The sequence below is a fragment of the Polaromonas aquatica genome (genome assembly GCF_050626995.1).
GTDB lineage: Bacteria > Pseudomonadota > Gammaproteobacteria > Burkholderiales > Burkholderiaceae_C > Polaromonas > Polaromonas aquatica_A.
The window spans coordinates 2,841,781-2,856,966 of record NZ_CP192467.1; the positions used below are offsets into that span (position 1 = coordinate 2,841,781).

General features: G+C 57.1%; 14 protein-coding genes. 11 read left to right on the forward strand and 3 right to left on the reverse strand.

Features of this window, described 5'->3' with window-relative positions:
* The first annotated feature begins 104 nt into the window (after nucleotides 1-104).
* Both msrP and ACQ4MS_RS13515 read left to right on the forward strand, forming a co-directional pair.
* On the forward strand, nucleotides 105-1,103 hold the full coding sequence (gene msrP, locus ACQ4MS_RS13510) for a protein-methionine-sulfoxide reductase catalytic subunit MsrP (protein ID WP_431095129.1): 999 nt from the start codon (nucleotides 105-107) through the stop codon (nucleotides 1,101-1,103).
* A 159-nt stretch (nucleotides 1,104-1,262) separates the two neighbouring features.
* Nucleotides 1,263-1,907 carry a sulfite oxidase heme-binding subunit YedZ gene (locus tag ACQ4MS_RS13515; RefSeq protein ID WP_431095130.1) on the forward strand — a complete coding sequence of 215 codons (645 nt, stop codon included), beginning with the start codon at nucleotides 1,263-1,265 and terminating at the stop codon, nucleotides 1,905-1,907.
* A 16-nt stretch (nucleotides 1,908-1,923) separates the two neighbouring features.
* Here the strand turns inward: ACQ4MS_RS13515 and lysA are convergent, their stop codons facing one another.
* Entirely contained in the window at nucleotides 1,924-3,210 is a 1,287-nt protein-coding gene (lysA, locus tag ACQ4MS_RS13520; protein WP_431095131.1) for a diaminopimelate decarboxylase, read from the reverse strand.
* Nucleotides 3,211-3,374: 164 nt separating this feature from the next.
* Entirely contained in the window at nucleotides 3,375-3,584 is a 210-nt protein-coding gene (gene lptM, locus ACQ4MS_RS13525; RefSeq protein WP_431095132.1) for an LPS translocon maturation chaperone LptM, read from the reverse strand.
* A gap of 12 nt (nucleotides 3,585-3,596) precedes the next feature.
* Between lptM and cyaY the strand changes: the two genes are divergently transcribed.
* A complete protein-coding gene (gene cyaY, locus ACQ4MS_RS13530) occupies nucleotides 3,597-3,947 on the forward strand; it encodes an iron donor protein CyaY (RefSeq protein WP_431095133.1) in 351 nt (116 codons plus the stop codon).
* A gap of 73 nt (nucleotides 3,948-4,020) precedes the next feature.
* Here cyaY and ACQ4MS_RS13535 read toward each other — a convergent pair whose 3' ends face one another.
* The gene (locus tag ACQ4MS_RS13535) at nucleotides 4,021-6,435 is read right to left on the reverse strand and encodes a penicillin-binding protein 1A (RefSeq protein WP_431095134.1); all 2,415 of its coding nucleotides are present in this window, start codon (nucleotides 6,433-6,435) and stop codon (nucleotides 4,021-4,023) included.
* A gap of 267 nt (nucleotides 6,436-6,702) precedes the next feature.
* On the opposite strand from ACQ4MS_RS13535, the gene ACQ4MS_RS13540 reads away from it, so the two are divergent.
* The 8 genes from ACQ4MS_RS13540 (at nucleotide 6,703) to ACQ4MS_RS13575 (ending at nucleotide 15,002) form a co-directional block, all read left to right on the forward strand.
* On the forward strand, nucleotides 6,703-7,782 hold the full coding sequence (locus tag ACQ4MS_RS13540; RefSeq protein ID WP_431095135.1) for a pilus assembly protein PilM: 1,080 nt from the start codon (nucleotides 6,703-6,705) through the stop codon (nucleotides 7,780-7,782).
* Complete coding sequence (locus ACQ4MS_RS13545; protein WP_431095136.1) at nucleotides 7,779-8,447, forward strand: PilN domain-containing protein; 669 nt, start codon at nucleotides 7,779-7,781, stop codon at nucleotides 8,445-8,447. The genes ACQ4MS_RS13540 and ACQ4MS_RS13545 overlap by 4 nt, the downstream gene beginning before the upstream one ends.
* A gap of 21 nt (nucleotides 8,448-8,468) precedes the next feature.
* The gene (locus ACQ4MS_RS13550; RefSeq protein ID WP_431095137.1) at nucleotides 8,469-9,137 is read left to right on the forward strand and encodes a type 4a pilus biogenesis protein PilO; all 669 of its coding nucleotides are present in this window, start codon (nucleotides 8,469-8,471) and stop codon (nucleotides 9,135-9,137) included.
* The gene (locus ACQ4MS_RS13555) at nucleotides 9,134-9,688 is read left to right on the forward strand and encodes a pilus assembly protein PilP (protein WP_431095138.1); all 555 of its coding nucleotides are present in this window, start codon (nucleotides 9,134-9,136) and stop codon (nucleotides 9,686-9,688) included. Before ACQ4MS_RS13550 ends, ACQ4MS_RS13555 begins: the two co-directional genes overlap by 4 nt.
* Nucleotides 9,685-11,799, forward strand: coding sequence for a type IV pilus secretin PilQ (gene pilQ, locus ACQ4MS_RS13560; RefSeq protein WP_431095139.1), 2,115 nt, complete (start codon nucleotides 9,685-9,687; stop codon nucleotides 11,797-11,799). The genes ACQ4MS_RS13555 and pilQ overlap by 4 nt, the downstream gene beginning before the upstream one ends.
* A 145-nt stretch (nucleotides 11,800-11,944) precedes the next feature.
* Nucleotides 11,945-12,514, forward strand: a complete 570-nt coding sequence (locus ACQ4MS_RS13565; RefSeq protein ID WP_431095140.1) for a shikimate kinase — start codon at nucleotides 11,945-11,947, stop codon at nucleotides 12,512-12,514.
* Between the two features lie 63 nt (nucleotides 12,515-12,577).
* Complete coding sequence (aroB, locus tag ACQ4MS_RS13570; protein ID WP_431095141.1) at nucleotides 12,578-13,693, forward strand: 3-dehydroquinate synthase; 1,116 nt, start codon at nucleotides 12,578-12,580, stop codon at nucleotides 13,691-13,693.
* Between the two features lie 109 nt (nucleotides 13,694-13,802).
* Nucleotides 13,803-15,002, forward strand: coding sequence for a deoxyguanosinetriphosphate triphosphohydrolase (locus ACQ4MS_RS13575; protein ID WP_431095142.1), 1,200 nt, complete (start codon nucleotides 13,803-13,805; stop codon nucleotides 15,000-15,002).
* Nucleotides 15,003-15,186: the final 184 nt, after the last annotated feature.

Consider the following 15,186-nt stretch of genomic DNA (forward strand, 5'->3'; position numbering starts at 1 on the left):
GAGTCCTTGTAAGGTCGGTTTATAAGAACCGGCCAGGTTGAATCCCTGTAAGAAGTTGCGGCGTATTCAGACTAAACCCTAAACGGATTTTTCAAGGACCTCACATGCTCATCAAGACCCACGCCAGCGGCTTCAACCATCCCGTTCCCAGCGAGATCACGCCCCAAGGTGTTTACCACGGCCGCCGCGACCTGATCAAGCTCATGGCTACGGGCGCAGCAGGTGCTGCGATGGCCGGCTGGGCTGGGCGGCAGGCCATGGCGCAAACGGTGCAAAAACCGGGGAAGCTGGCGGCACTGGCCGGTGGCAAATCGGCAGTGGCCGGTGCGGTGACCATGGAAAAGATCACCGATTACAAAGACGCCAGTACCTACAACAACTTCTACGAATTCGGCACCGACAAAGCCGACCCGGCGAAGAATGCCCACACGCTGGTAACCAAGCCCTGGTCGGTGGCTGTCGAAGGCCTGGTCAAGCAGCCCAAGACTTTCACGCTCGAAGACCTCCTCAAACTCAGCTCGCAGGAAGAACGCATCTACCGCATGCGCTGCGTCGAGGGCTGGTCCATGGTGATTCCGTGGGTGGGTTATTCGCTGTCTGAGCTCATCAAGAAGGTCGAGCCGCTGGGCAATGCCAAGTACGTCGAGTTCATCACCCAGGCTGACCCCAAGACCATGCCTTTTGTGGGCTCGCGCGTGCTCGACTGGCCTTATGTGGAGGCTTTGCGCATGGATGAAGCCATGCACCCGCTGGCGCTGCTGACCTTCGGCATGTATGGCGAAGTGCTGCCCAACCAGAACGGCGCGCCGGTGCGCATGGTGCTGCCCTGGAAGTACGGTTTTAAAAGCGGCAAGAGCATCGTCAAGATCCGTTTTACCGACAAGGAGCCGCGTACCGCCTGGAACAAGGCCGCCGCGCAGGAGTATGGCTTTTATTCCAACGTCAACCCAAATGTCGACCATCCGCGCTGGAGCCAGGCCACCGAACGCCGTATTGGTGAAGACGGCCTCTTTGCCAAGAAGCGCAAGACGCTGATGTTCAATGGCTATGAAGCGCAGGTAGGCCAGCTTTACGCTGGCATGGACCTCAAGAAGAACTTCTAAAAATATGGTCCCCACGCTTCTCACTTCGCGTAGTGCGCTGCCCCCCGAGGGGGCCGCTGCGCCTGCGGCCCGGCAAAGCCGGTTCCGCGGCCCCTGCTGGTGTAAGGCCTACGCTGCGTTGCATCTCGGCGAGAGTTGGCCTGATGGTGGATGGCTGTGATGGCGCAGCAAAAGTGGTTGCTGCATCCGGCGGCCAAGCCGGTCGTATTCTTGCTGTGCCTGTTGCCGTTTGCCTGGCTCTTCTACGGTGCCTTCACTAATCAACTCGGCGCCAACCCGGCCGAAGCCTTGATTCGCGCCACTGGGGACTGGACGCTGCGCTTTCTCTGCATCGTGCTGGCGGTGACGCCGCTGCGGGTCATCACCAGCACGCCGGCGCTGGCGCGCTTTCGGCGCATGCTGGGGTTGTTCGCGTATTTTTATGTCGTCATTCACCTGTTGAGCTACAGCTGGTTCGACATGGGCTTTGACTTTGCCGATATTGCCAAAGACATTGCCAAGCGGCCGTTCATCCTTGTGGGGTTTTCAGCCTTTGTGTTGCTGACGCCGCTGGCGGCAACGTCCTTCAATGCCGCCATCAAGGCGATGGGCGCCAAACGCTGGCAGTGGCTACACAAGCTGGTCTATTTGATCGCAGGATTGGGGCTGCTGCACTTCTTCTGGATGCGCGCCGGCAAGAACGACTTCGCCGAAGTGTTTGTCTACGCCGCAATCATTGCCGTGCTGCTGGGTTGGCGCGTGCAGCAATTCTTGAAGAAAAAGAAGCTGCAGCCCGTGTATAACATGCGTGACAAGCTATCGTAATGATAGCAACCGGATTTCAGCCGGCGACCAGCTGTTCCTGGCGAATCTGGTCGTCCACGGTTTCCCGCTGACGGATCAGGTGCACTTTGTCGCCATCGACCAGGAGTTCCGCGGCGCGGCCGCGGGTGTTGTAGTTGCTGGCCATGCTCATGCAATAGGCGCCTGCCGACATCACCGCCAGCTGGTCGCCCGGCGCCACCGCCAGTGCGCGGTCGCGGCCTATCCAGTCGCCGCTTTCGCAGACGGGGCCGACTACGTCGTACGTTACTTTCGCCGCGTCATCGCCGGGCTTTGACAAGGGCACGATGGCGTGAAATGCCTGGTACATCGCGGGGCGGGGCAGGTCGTTCATGGCAGCATCGACGATACAGAAGTTCTTGTGTTCACCGGGCTTCACATACAGCACTTCGGTGAGGCACACGCCGGCATTGCCGACCAGCGAGCGGCCCGGCTCGATCATCAGTTTCTTGTTCTGGTAACCGCGCGCATCGATTTTTGCGAGTAACTGCTGCCAGAGCGCATCGGCTTCCGGCGGGGTGTCGTTGTTGTAGTTGATGCCGAGGCCGCCGCCGAAGTCGATGTGCTCAAGCGGTATGCCCGCGCCTTCAATTGCCGCCACCAAATCAAGTACACGGTCCATCGCGTCGAGGTAAGGCGTGGTGTCCGTGATCTGCGAGCCGATGTGGCAGTCGATGCCTACAACCCGCAGGCCCTTAAGGGATGCTGCATGCTGGTAAATACGCAGGGCGTCTTCATGCGCCACGCCGAACTTGTTGTCTTTGAGGCCCGTGGAAATATAGGGGTGTGTCTTGGGATCCACATTGGGATTGACGCGGATGCTGACCGGCGCGCGAAGCTTCAGGGCCAGCGCCACTTCAGACAGTACATCCAGCTCGGCCTCGCTTTCGACGTTAAAGCAGCCGATACCGGCCGCCAGCGCCTGGCGCATCTCGGTGCGGGTTTTTCCGACGCCCGAGAAGATGATTTTTCCGGGCTCGCCGCCTGCAGCCAGGACGCGGCTCAGTTCACCACCTGAGACGATGTCAAAACCGCAGCCGGCACGGGCAAATACCTGCAGCACACCCAGCGAGGAGTTGGCCTTCATGGCATAGCAGATTTGCGCATGGCGCCCCGCAAAGCCGCGCTGGTAGGCCGCCAGCGCCGAGAGCATGGCGGCTTTGGAATACACAAACAAGGGGGTGCCGTGCGCGGCGGCGACGTCGCGCAGACGGACGTTTTCGACGACCAGCTCGTCATCACGGTAAATGAAATGGGGGTGGCCGGGGAGGGATGGGCGGGTCATGTGGGTGGCTGTGAAACGTTTGGATTATTTGAGACCATCTTAAGGAGCGCGTGACATGCGCGCCATAACCGATTCGTGGTGTGAAGATACAGGTGCCTTGGATTTCAAGGCCCAGACACCGATTGACCTGAATCTTCGAATGTCGGCACCCGTGTGCCGCAGCCTTAACGGGCGGCTGAAGCAGGCAAGGCCGGCGTAACGGACGGCGGCGTGGTGGCTGTAGGCGCTGGCGGCACTTTTGGAGGCACGGGCAGAAAGAGCGCGCCTTTTTGGCCGCAGCCGGCGAGCAGGGCCGCACCGACCACAACAGCAGCAAGGCCATAGCGGGAAGCCGAAAGGCGGATGCGACCTAAAATTTGAGCTGAAGAAACCATGATGGGATTGTAATGACGGACCTTGAATACCAGGATCTGGCCGAGAGTGCGCTCAGGGCCGTTGAAATTGCCTGCGACCGGATCAATGACGAGACCGATGCGGATATCGATAACCAGCGTACGGGCGGCATGATCACCCTGAGTTTTTCCAACCGCAGCCAGATCATCATCAATCTCCAGAAGCCTTTGCAGGAAATATGGATGGCGGCCAAGGCTGGCGGCTTTCACTACAAATTCCGGAACGGGCAATGGGCGGATACCAAGGATTCGAGCGAATTTTTTGCCAGTTTGTCCCGCTATGCCAGCGAGCAGGCCGGCCAGCCGCTGGTGTTCCGTGCGCTCGCTGAAGAAAAGAAGGCATAGCAGCCGCGGGGGTCTGTGATTGGTACCGAAACAAAAAAGGGCTCCACGGAGCCCTTTTTTGATGCGCGTTCTGTCAGTTCTTGAACAGGTCCAGGATGCGCTTCTTTTCATCCGAAGGTGGCAGCACCTGGATCGCACCTGAGGCTGCCGGAGCGGCTGCCGCTGCGGCGGGATCCTGCTGTATGCCCACGGTGCTGACGCCGGAGCCTTTGGCATATTCGCTGTAGTACCACTCACCTGCAACGTTGACGACACCTTCGGGGGGAGGGTATTCAGCGACGGGGACACCTTTGAGGGCGTATTCCATGAAATTGATCCAGATAGGCAGGCTCAAGCCGCCGCCGGTTTCGCGGTCGCCGAGTTTTTTCGGCGTGTCGTAGCCCATCCAGACAGCGGCTGTCAGTGTGGGCTGGAAGCCCACAAACCAGGTGTCGATAGAGTCGTTGGTTGTTCCGGTTTTGCCGAACAGGTCGGACCGTTTAAGGGTGGCTTGCGCCCGGGCAGCCGTGCCGGAACGAGCCACCTCCTGCAGCAGGCTGTCCATGATGAAGGCGTTTCGTGCATCGATACCCCTCATGGATTCGTCCAGCGCGGGCGGTTTCACATCCAGCAGGACTTTGCCGCGCTGGTCGGTAATTTTGGTGACCAGATAAGGATTGACCCGGTAACCGCCGTTGGCAAACACCGAATAAGCGGTGGCCATCTGCATGGGCGTTACCGAGCCGGCGCCGAGCGCCATGGTGAGGTAGGCAGGGTGCTTTTCAGCCTCAAAGCCGAAGTGGGTGATCCAGTCTTGCGCATACGGAGCACCGATCGCCTGCAATATCCTGATGGAAACCATGTTCTTGGATTTCTTCAGGCCGGTACGCAGGCTCATGGGGCCGTCGAAGGTGCCGTCGTAGTTCTTGGGCTCCCAGGGCTGGCCACCTGTAACGCCGGCATCGAAGAACAGCGGTGCGTCATTGACCACGGTCGCCGGGGTGAAACCCTTTTCAAGGGCTGCGGAGTAAATGAAGGGCTTGAAGCTGGAACCCGGCTGGCGCCAGGCCTGGGTTACATGGTTGAACTTGTTTTTTTCGAAATCAAATCCACCCACCAGGGCCCGGATGGAACCGTCCCGGGGATCCAGCGCCACAAACGCGCCTTCAACTTCAGGCAACTGGGTGATTTCCCAGGTGTTTTTCGGTGTTTTCACTACGCGGATCAGGGCGCCGCGGCGAATCTTGATGTTGGGCCCTGCCTTGTCAGCCAGCCCGGACTGCGCCGGTTTCAGCCCATCACCGATGATTTCAACCGTTTCGCTGTTCTGGCGCATTGCCAGGATACGCTTGGGGTTGGCTTCCAGGACCACGGCTGACATCACGTCGCCGTTATCGGGGTTGTCGGTCAGGGCGTCGTCAATCGCGTCTTCGGTTTCCTGCGGATTGGCGGGCAGGTCGATGAATTTCTCGGGACCTCGGTAAATCTGGCGGCGTTCGTAGTCCATGATCCCCTTGCGCAGGGCCTTGTACGCGACTGTCTGGTCGTCGGCACGCAAGGTGGTGTAGACATTCAGGCCGCGGGTGTAGGTTTCATCCCCGTACTGGTTGTAAACCAGCTGACGCACGGTTTCAGCGACATATTCCGCATGTACCCGGCCTGCATCCGGCCCTGTCCGGACCTTGAGCTGTTCTTCTTTGGCCGCTTTGGCCTGTTCGGCGGTGATGAAGCCGTTCTCTTCCATCCGCTCAATGATGTAGAGCTGGCGGGCCCGAGCCCGTTTGGGGTTGATGATGGGGTTGTAGGCCGAAGGTGCCTTGGGCAAGCCCGCCAGCATGGCGGCTTCGGCGATTGAAATATTCTTGAGCGGCTTGCCAAAGTAGGCTTCCGATGCCGCCGCGAAGCCGTAGGCCCGGTTGCCCAGAAAAATCTGGTTCATATAGATCTCAAGGATCTGGTCTTTGGTGAGCAGGTGCTCCAGCTTGAAGGTCAGCAGTACTTCATAGATCTTGCGGGTGTAGCTTTTCTCAGCCGACAGGTAGACATTGCGGGCCACCTGCATGGTGATGGTGGACGCGCCCTGGGCTTTGGCCCGGCCCACATTGGCAAAGCCGGCGCGGATGACGCCTAGATAGTCCACCCCGCCGTGCTGGAAGAAGCGTGCATCCTCGATTGCCAGCACGGCGTCTTTCATGACCTGAGGAATGTCCTTGATGGGCGTAAGACTGCGACGCTCTTCACCAAATTCCCCGATGACCACGCCGTCAGCAGAAAAAACACGCAGCGGCAGCTTGGGCCGGTAGTCGGACAAATCGGAGATATCCGGCAGGTTGGGATAGGCGACCGACAGTGCAACCGCCACAAACAGCAAAATCGCGGCGGCTCCGGCCAGCAGCAAACCTCCGCTCCATAAAAAAAGCTTGATCAGCCAGCCCGGCATAAAGGACTTGGTCGAACCTTGCGCGGCCGGGCCGGGGTTTGAATCAGGGGAGGAGGGCTTGGAGGGCATGTAGGCAATCGTAAAGTCGCGTCACTATTATAAAAATCCTGAAAAGCGGGGTGCGCCGAGTGTCAGCGCGGGCACCATGCTTTTACGTTTGCAGACATCGTTTTGCGGAACTTGCCAACTCGCAGCGCGGCACGACCGTCTGCTTTTGACAACGTTTCGGATGTCTAAAACGGGAAAAATCCTTACTGCACAAAGAGCTTACTGCTACTATTCAAGTGATTTCTTAAGTATGCAGGGCTACATATTAGCCGTCATTTGGGGACCGCCTTGATCTCTCTGGGATCGTTATTCAACCGCCAACAGCCCGCCTTGCTGGGTTTAGATATCAGCTCATCCAGCGTCAAACTGGTGGAGTTGAGCCGTGATAAAGCCGGTAATCTGGTGCTTGACCGCTGTGCGATCGAGCCGCTGGAACGTGGCTGGATCACCGATGGCAACGTCGAGAAGTTCGATGAGGTAGCCGACGCCGTGCGTCGGCTGGTCAAGAAGAGCGGAACGCGTACCAGGAATGTGGCAATGGCCCTTCCCGCGTCGGCGGTCATCACGAAGAAAATCATCCTCCCGGGTGGTCTCAGTGACGCCGAACTGGAAATCCAGGTCGAGTCGGAAGCCAATCAGTACATACCGTTCTCACTGGATGAAGTCAGCCTCGACTTCTGTGTGGTAGGCCCTAGCGCCACCTCCAGCGGGGATGTCGAAGTGCTGATCGCAGCCTCCCGCAAAGAAAAAGTGCAGGACAGGCAAGGGCTTGCCGAGGCCGCTGGCCTTAAGCCCATTGTCGTGGATGTGGAGTCATATGCTTCCCGCCTGGCTACCGCGCGCCTTATTGAGAGCCTTCCCAACAAGGGCGTGGACACCATGGTGGCTCTGTTTGAGGTTGGTGCATTGACCACCAGTATGCAGGTCATCAAAAACGATGACGTTCTGTACGAGCGTGATCAGGCATTCGGTGGCGCACAGCTGACCCAGCTCATCATTCGCCAATATGGATTTTCCCCGGAAGAAGCGGAAAGCAAAAAACGCAGCGGTGATCTGCCCGAAGACTATGAGTCTGGTGTGCTGAAGCCCTTTGTTGAGAGCATGGCCCAGGAAATCGGACGGGCTTTGCAGTTCTTCTTTACCAGCACCCCTCACAATAAAGTTGACTATGTGATGTTGGCTGGTGGTTCATCCGCCTTGCCAGGCCTGACCGATTCCGTCACTCAGCAGACTTCGTTTGCCTGCGTGCTGGCCAATCCTTTCGAGGGAATGGAGCTCGGAGACGGCGTACGTGAAAAGAAAATGCGGCGCGAAGCGGCATCCTATCTGACCTCTTGTGGTCTGGCTTTGCGGAGGTTCCTGCAGTGATTCTGGTTAATCTGCTTCCTCACCGTGAAGCTGCGCGCAAGCGCAGGCGCGAAGTATTTTTTGCTACTCTGGGCATGGCTGCCTTGATCGGCGTTCTTATAAGCGGCGCTGTGTACTCCTGGTATCTAGCGCAGATTGAAAGCCAGCGCGGTAAGAACAATTTTCTGAAAACGGAAATTACCCGCCTTGAAGGACAGATCAAGGACATCGCCACACTGCAGGCAGAAATTTCCGCACTCAGAGCGCGTCAGGGTGCCGTGGAAGACTTGCAGGGAAACCGTAATCTGCCCGTATATCTGTTGAGCGAGTTGGTCAAGCAGTTGCCGGACGGTGTCTATATCACCAACATGCGGCAAGAAAACCAAAGTGTGTTGATCAATGGAGTCGCGCAGTCTAACGAACGCGTCTCGGAACTTCTGCGCAACCTGTCCAATAACAGCGCGTGGTTGACTCGGCCAGAACTTGTAGAAATCACCGCCGGTACAGTGGCGCTGAGTCCTCGTGATCAGCGTAGGGTGTCCAATTTCTCGATGAGAGTGGGGCTGAAGCGGGCCAGCGATCCTAAAACCGCTGGCTCTGCACCGGCGAGCTCAGGGACGGTACCAGTAGTGTCTGGTGCTGTTGTCAAGCCTGCCTCGGCCGCATCGGCGCCCGCCAAGGTATGAGGTGGATGAACGAGTTTGATCATGGCAAAAATATCTAAAAACCCCATTGATTTCGCTGCGATTCAAGGCAGCCTGAAGTCCCAGTTCACAGGCTTGGATCCCAATGATCCGCCTTCTTGGCCTGCGCTTCCGCGTTATCTGTTGTGCGTGGCGGTAGCGATCTTTGTAATCGTAGCGCTCTGGTTTTTATGGCTCAGTTCCTCCGATGAAGAGCTGACCGCAGAAAAGGCCAAGGAAGTTCAACTCAAAGAGGACTACACAAAAAAGCTCGCGCAGGCTGTCAATCTTGATGCATTGAAAAAGCAACGTGAGCAAGTTCAGCAGTATGTCACGCAGCTTGAGAAGCAGTTGCCAAGCAAAGCCGAAATGGATGCGTTGCTCTCCGATATCAATCAGGCCGGTTTAGGTCGTAGTCTGCAGTTCGAATTGTTTCGTCCGGGTCAGGTCAGCGTAAAAGAATATTACGCGGAACTGCCTATCGCTGTTCGTGTGACTGGGCGATATCACGACATTGGCGCTTTCGCTGCTGATATCGCGAATCTGTCCCGCATCGTCACTTTGAATAATCTGGCCATAACGCCGGGTAAGGAAGGCACCTTGGTCATGGATACCACCGCCAAGACGTTCCGTTATCTTGATACTGAAGAAGTGGCTTTGCAGCGTAAAAGTGCTCCAGGAGCGAAAAAATGAGTGCAGGCAAACGCGTGTTAACCGCCTTAAGCCTGGTGGCGATTGTATTTGGCCTGTCTGGCTGTAGTTCTTCCGATCAGGAGGAGCTACAGGAATGGATGACGCAGCAACGCAACGCTACCAAGCCCAAGGTTGAGCCTTTGCCAGAACCCACCAAATTTTCACCACAACCATACGGACAGGAAGGTTCAATTGAGCCTTTCAGTAATCAGAAACTGACGCAAGCGCTCAAACGTGAGTCCAGCCAGGCAACAGCCAATGCTGCGTTGATCGCGCCCGAATTGAGCCGGCGAAAAGAACCGCTGGAGGCATACCCCCTGGATGCGATTGTCATGGTGGGTAGTTTGATTAAAGTGGGTCAGCCAGTTGCGCTGGTAAGGATTGATAACCTTATTTATCAGGCTCGAGTCGGTAATTATCTTGGCCAAAACTATGGCCGCATCACCAAGGTCACCGAGACGGATCTCGCCTTGCGCGAGATAGTGCAAGACGCAGCGGGTGAATGGATAGAGCGGACCGCGACATTACAGCTATTAGAGGGATCAAAATGAACAAGCAGACACGGACATCGAAGACGCAGAAAATGGGGAAGCGTCTGCAGCTTCTGTTTGGACGCGTGTTGCGCTGTGCTTCACTCAGTCTGGCATTTTCTGTTACCGCCGCTCCTTTGCTGGCTCATGCGCAAAACGCGATTCAGGCTGTTTCAGGATCGATTCAAGGCGGCTCGGAAATCATCCGAATTGACTTGGCTGAGCCCTTGGCCGCAGTTCCTACTGGCTTTAGCATCCAGACACCCGCTCGAATTGCGCTGGATTTCCCTGGTGTCGGCAATTCCATGGGGCGCTCAGCAGTTGACCTTAATCTGGGAAATCTGCGGTCGGCAAACGTGGTGCAGGCGGGTGAGAGGACTCGTGTTGTTCTCAATCTCAAGGTGCCCGCGGCGTACAAAGCCGAGATTCAGGGTAAATCACTCCTGATCACTCTTGATAACGTGACCGTGGCAGCCCCCGCAGCTGGTACACCACCGGTATTTGCTGAAAATCGCAATATCGACACTCTTCCACTGAAGGACATAGACTTTCGTCGCGGGGTAGAGGGCTCGGGCCGCATTGTGGTGGACTTGCCCAACAATCAAGTGGGTGTGGACATTCGTCAACAGGGTCAGAGCTTGGTGGTTGAGTTTCTGAAAACGGCATTGCCAGAAGGTCTGCGGCGTCGCCTTGATGTGGGAGATTTCGGAACACCTGTCCAAACTGTTACCACGTTCCAAACGGGGGATAAGGTTCGCATGATCGTGGAGCCGAAGGGGGCGTGGGAGCACAGTGCCTACCAAAGTGATAACCAGTTTGTACTGGAAGTCCGCCAGCAGAAAATAGATCCAAGCAAGCTGACGCAGGGCCCCGGGTATAACGGTGAGAAGCTTTCGCTGAATTTTCAGAACATTGAAATTCGCTCGCTCTTGCAGGTAATCGCGGACTTCACGAATTTTAATATTGTGACTTCAGACTCTGTCTCGGGTGCTGTGACACTGCGTTTGAAAGACGTACCTTGGGATCAAGCGCTTGATATTATTCTTCAGGCCAAAGGCTTGGGCATGCGTAAATCAGGGAATGTGCTTCTCATCGCACCCAAAGACGAACTCGCGGCAAAAGACAAGCTGGATTTGGAGTCCAAGAATGCGATTCAAAGTCTGGAAACGCTGCGGACTCAGGATTTCAAACTCAATTATGCAAAAGCTGCCGATATCGCGGCGGGACTTTTGGGCTCCGGAGCTGGTACTACAAAAATATTGTCTCCGCGCGGGAGCGTGATATCGGAGACGCGTACTAACCAATTGTTTGTAACTGACATACCCTCCCGGCTTGAGCAGGTGCAGGCTCTTATCGCGAAGCTCGATGTAGCGGTGCGTCAAGTATTGATTGAGGCGCGCATTGTGGAGGCCTCGGATTCGTTTGGAAGATCGTTGGGTGTCAGGTTGGGCGGTCAGCCGTTCTCGTTAAATGCCAACCGAAATTCCAGTTTCGGTTCGAGTTACACCCCGGGTGTTTCCGGGACTTTTGGGGGGGATTATGTTCAACTTCCGGGTGTTGGACAGAACGGTTTTCCTGCCGGCCAGTTTGCGATATCTTTGTTTAACGCGGCCAAGACCCGGTTCCTGAATCTCGAGATCTCTGCATCAGAGGCTGATGGGAAAACCAAGATTGTGTCCAGCCCCCGCATCATTACCGCTGATCAGGTTAAAGCTTTGATCGAGCAGGGTACGGAGTTGCCCTATCAGCAGGCAACTTCCAGTGGCGCAACGTCCATCGCTTTCCGTAAGGCCAATCTGAAGCTGGAAGTAACACCTCAGATCACCCCAGAGGGCAACATTATTCTCAATGTCGACGTGAACAAAGACAGCGTCGGCCGTGAAACCGCCAATGGATTTGCCATTGATACCAAACATATTCAAACGCAGGTGCTTGTAGAAAATGGCGGTACCGTGGTGATCGGTGGAATTTTTGAACAGAATGATCGCGATAATGAAACAAAGGTTCCTTTCTTTGGTGATCTACCAGGGGTCGGCAACCTGTTCAAGACAAGAACACGCTCCGCCACCAAGTCGGAAATGTTGGTGTTCTTGACTCCAAAAATGCTGACCAATGGAGGAGCGTTGCGTTAATGGTCAGATCGCGGGGCCGGGTTCAGATGCGGGCCTCCTAGCTGTCAAGTACCGCGGCCTCTTTCCGCGCTTGGAATAGGTCGTTGTATCTCCAAGGCGCCCTCAGGTGCTGTGGTGATTGCTCACGCGATCCGTCAGCCGTTTCATGGATCAATTGAACGCACATCCGTTGAGAATCGCCTGCGTGGGCTTGCCAGGGTCGGGAAAGTCCACGGTCGGCAGGCATCTCGCCCGAAGAATGGGGCTTCAGTTCATTGACTCGGATCAGGTGATCGAGCAGCGCATCGGCTGTTCCATCCGGGAATTTTTTGAGCGTGAGGGCGAAGACGCGTTTCGCGATATTGAGCAACTGGTAATTGACGAGTTGACTCAAGGCCCGCCTTGTGTGCTCTCCAGCGGGGGAGGGGCCGTTCTCCGTCCGGCCAACCGACAATCTCTTCACGAGCGGTCGCATGTGGTGTACCTCCATTCCATTCCCGAGGAAGTGTTTCGCCGTTTGCGGCATGACCAGAACCGGCCCTTGCTTCAGGTCGCCGATCCACTGGCCCGGCTCAGGGATCTTTACCTGGCCCGTGATCCTTTGTACAGGGAAACTGCCCACTTCATTATTGAGACCGGCCGGCCTTCGGTGTCTACCTTGGTGAACATGATCTTTATGCAACTGGAGCTTGCCGGCGTTATGGACGCGCCTGTGGCTTCAGGCTCCAAACCTTGATGGCATGCATGGCGCAATGTGCCTATCGCCCAGCAGGCTGGTGGTAGCCCCTACACTTCCGTCATGCAAGCAAATTCTTCTCCTGATACAGCTCATATACACATTGACCTCGGTGAGCGCAGTTATCCCATCGTCATAGGCAGCGGGCTCCTTGGCAGCAGTCTGACTTACCAGGATATTCCCAAGGCCGCGGCAGCATTGGTGGTGTCGAACACTACGGTGGCGCCCCTCTATGCGGCGCAACTCACCGAGGCCTTGCGTCATCGTTATGGCAAGGTGCTGCTCGTAACTCTGCCAGACGGCGAGGTTCATAAGGACTGGCCGACCCTCCAACTGATTTTTGATGCGCTGCTGGAAAACGGTTGCGACCGAAAAACCGTGCTATTTGCTCTGGGCGGCGGCGTGGTCGGTGACATGACCGGCTTTGCCGCGGCCAGTTATATGCGCGGCGTGCCATTCGTGCAGGTACCTACGACTTTGCTGGCCCAAGTGGATTCGTCGGTGGGCGGCAAGACTGCGATCAATCATCCACTCGGAAAAAACATGATTGGTGCGTTCTACCAGCCCCTGCAGGTGGTGTGCGACCTTGATGCACTGGCGACCTTGCCTTCCCGTGAGCTGAGCGCGGGCCTGGCGGAGATCATCAAGTACGGACCCATTGCCGACATGGAATTCTTTGACTGGATTGAGGCCAACCTGGAGGACTTGCTCGCCAGGGAGCCCGCAGCCATGGCTCACGCCATCCGGCGCAGCTGCGAGATCAAGGCCTGGGTCGTGAGCCAGGACGAGCGCGAGTCAGGCCTGCGGGCCATCCTGAATTTCGGCCATACTTTTGGCCATGCGATTGAATCGGGCCTGGGTTATGGCGAATGGCTGCATGGCGAAGGCGTAGGTTGCGGCATGGTGATGGCCGCCCATCTGTCCGAACGCCTGGGCCTGGTCGACAAGCTCTTTGTGGAGCGCCTGACCCGCCTTGCCCTGAGGGCAGGCCTGCCTGTCAGGGCGCCGGTGCTGTCGGCGAGCGATAACGCCGGGCGCTACCTCGAACTGATGCGTATCGACAAAAAATCCGAAGCGGGCGAAATACGTTTTGTCGTGATCGATGGACCCGGCAAGGCCGTGGTTCGGAGTGCGCCTGACGCCCTGGTGCGGGGTGTGATTGACCTGTGCTGCGCATAATCCCGCGCAGGGTTCAGATGGCTTCAAAATCGCCGCAATCATTTACTATGAATTTTGTAGCACCTAGCAGCCGAATTCACTGGGCTAAAGGCCGTTTTTCACTTAAACCATGACCCTGCAGCCTTATGCCTGTGATCCTGCGTTGTCGCGCGGCCGCCGCTATCCTGAGCTGGCTGCGCCAACACGCTCCGAATTTCAGCGCGACCGCGACCGCATTGTGCATTCCACGGCCTTTCGGCGTCTGGTTTATAAAACGCAGGTCTTTCTGAATCATGAAGGCGACCTGTTCCGCACCCGCCTGACCCATTCCTTGGAAGTCGCACAACTGGGGCGGTCCATCGCCCGCACCCTGGGGCTCAACGAGGACCTGGTGGAAGCCATCGCCCTGGCGCACGACCTGGGCCACACGCCTTTCGGTCATGCCGGGCAGGACGCCCTTAATGCGTGCCTGAAGGATTGCAATCCGGAAAGCGCGGGCTTTGAGCACAACCTGCAAAGCCTGCGTGTGGTGGATGCGCTGGAAGAGCGCTATCCCGCCTACAACGGCCTGAATCTGACCTTCGAGACGCGCGAGGGCATACTGAAGCACTGCTCGCGGCGCAATGCGCGCCATATCGAGGCCCGCGAACCCGGCGGTGTGGCCAGCCGGTTTGTCGAGCAGGCTTCTGACGGCCCGCGCTGGCAACAACCCGGCCTGGAGGCGCAGCTCGCCAACCTCGCTGACGAAATCGCCTACAACGCGCATGACATTGACGACGGCGTTCGTTCAGGCCTGCTGAGCCTGGAGCAGCTCGAAGACGTGGAACTGTTCGCCCAGCACTGCCGCGAAACCCGCCTGGCCCATCGCGAACTGCAAGGGCGGCGGCTTTTGTTCGAGACGATACGGCGCATGCTAAGCGCGCAGGTTTTCAACGTGATGGACGCGACATCGGCCGCCCTTCACCAAGCTGCACCGGCCGGCGTGGATGATGTTCGCCGACATTCCCCGCTGGTCTGCTTCACCGACGAGATGGCACTGCAGTCGGCTTCACTTAAGCGCTTTTTGCTTCAAAACCTCTATCGCCACCCGAAGGTGGTGGAAACCACGCAGGCTGCCAAGCAGGTCGTGCGCGATTTGTTCGACGCCTATATGGCCGACCCCACGCAGATGCCGCAGGCGCACATCGACCGGTTTGACGGTATTGACGCTCCGCATGCGGTGGGCGCCAAGCCCGAGCGAGTAGTGGCGGACTACATCGCCGGCATGACCGACCGCTTTGCCACCAAAGAGCATGAACGGCTCAAGGGACACACCGTCTTTCCCGGGTGATCGCCGGTGCGATTGACTGTTGGCGTGGTTCTTCCCGCTCCATTTAGACCTTGTAAGGCGCCCCACTCCGGCCAAAAAAGCAGTTAAAAAACCACAAGCGTCCGCATAGGCTTATGACGTGTTGGCATTTCCCCTGCTGTTTTTCCGCGCCACACGGATTACGCTCTGTGTCTGCGCACAATTT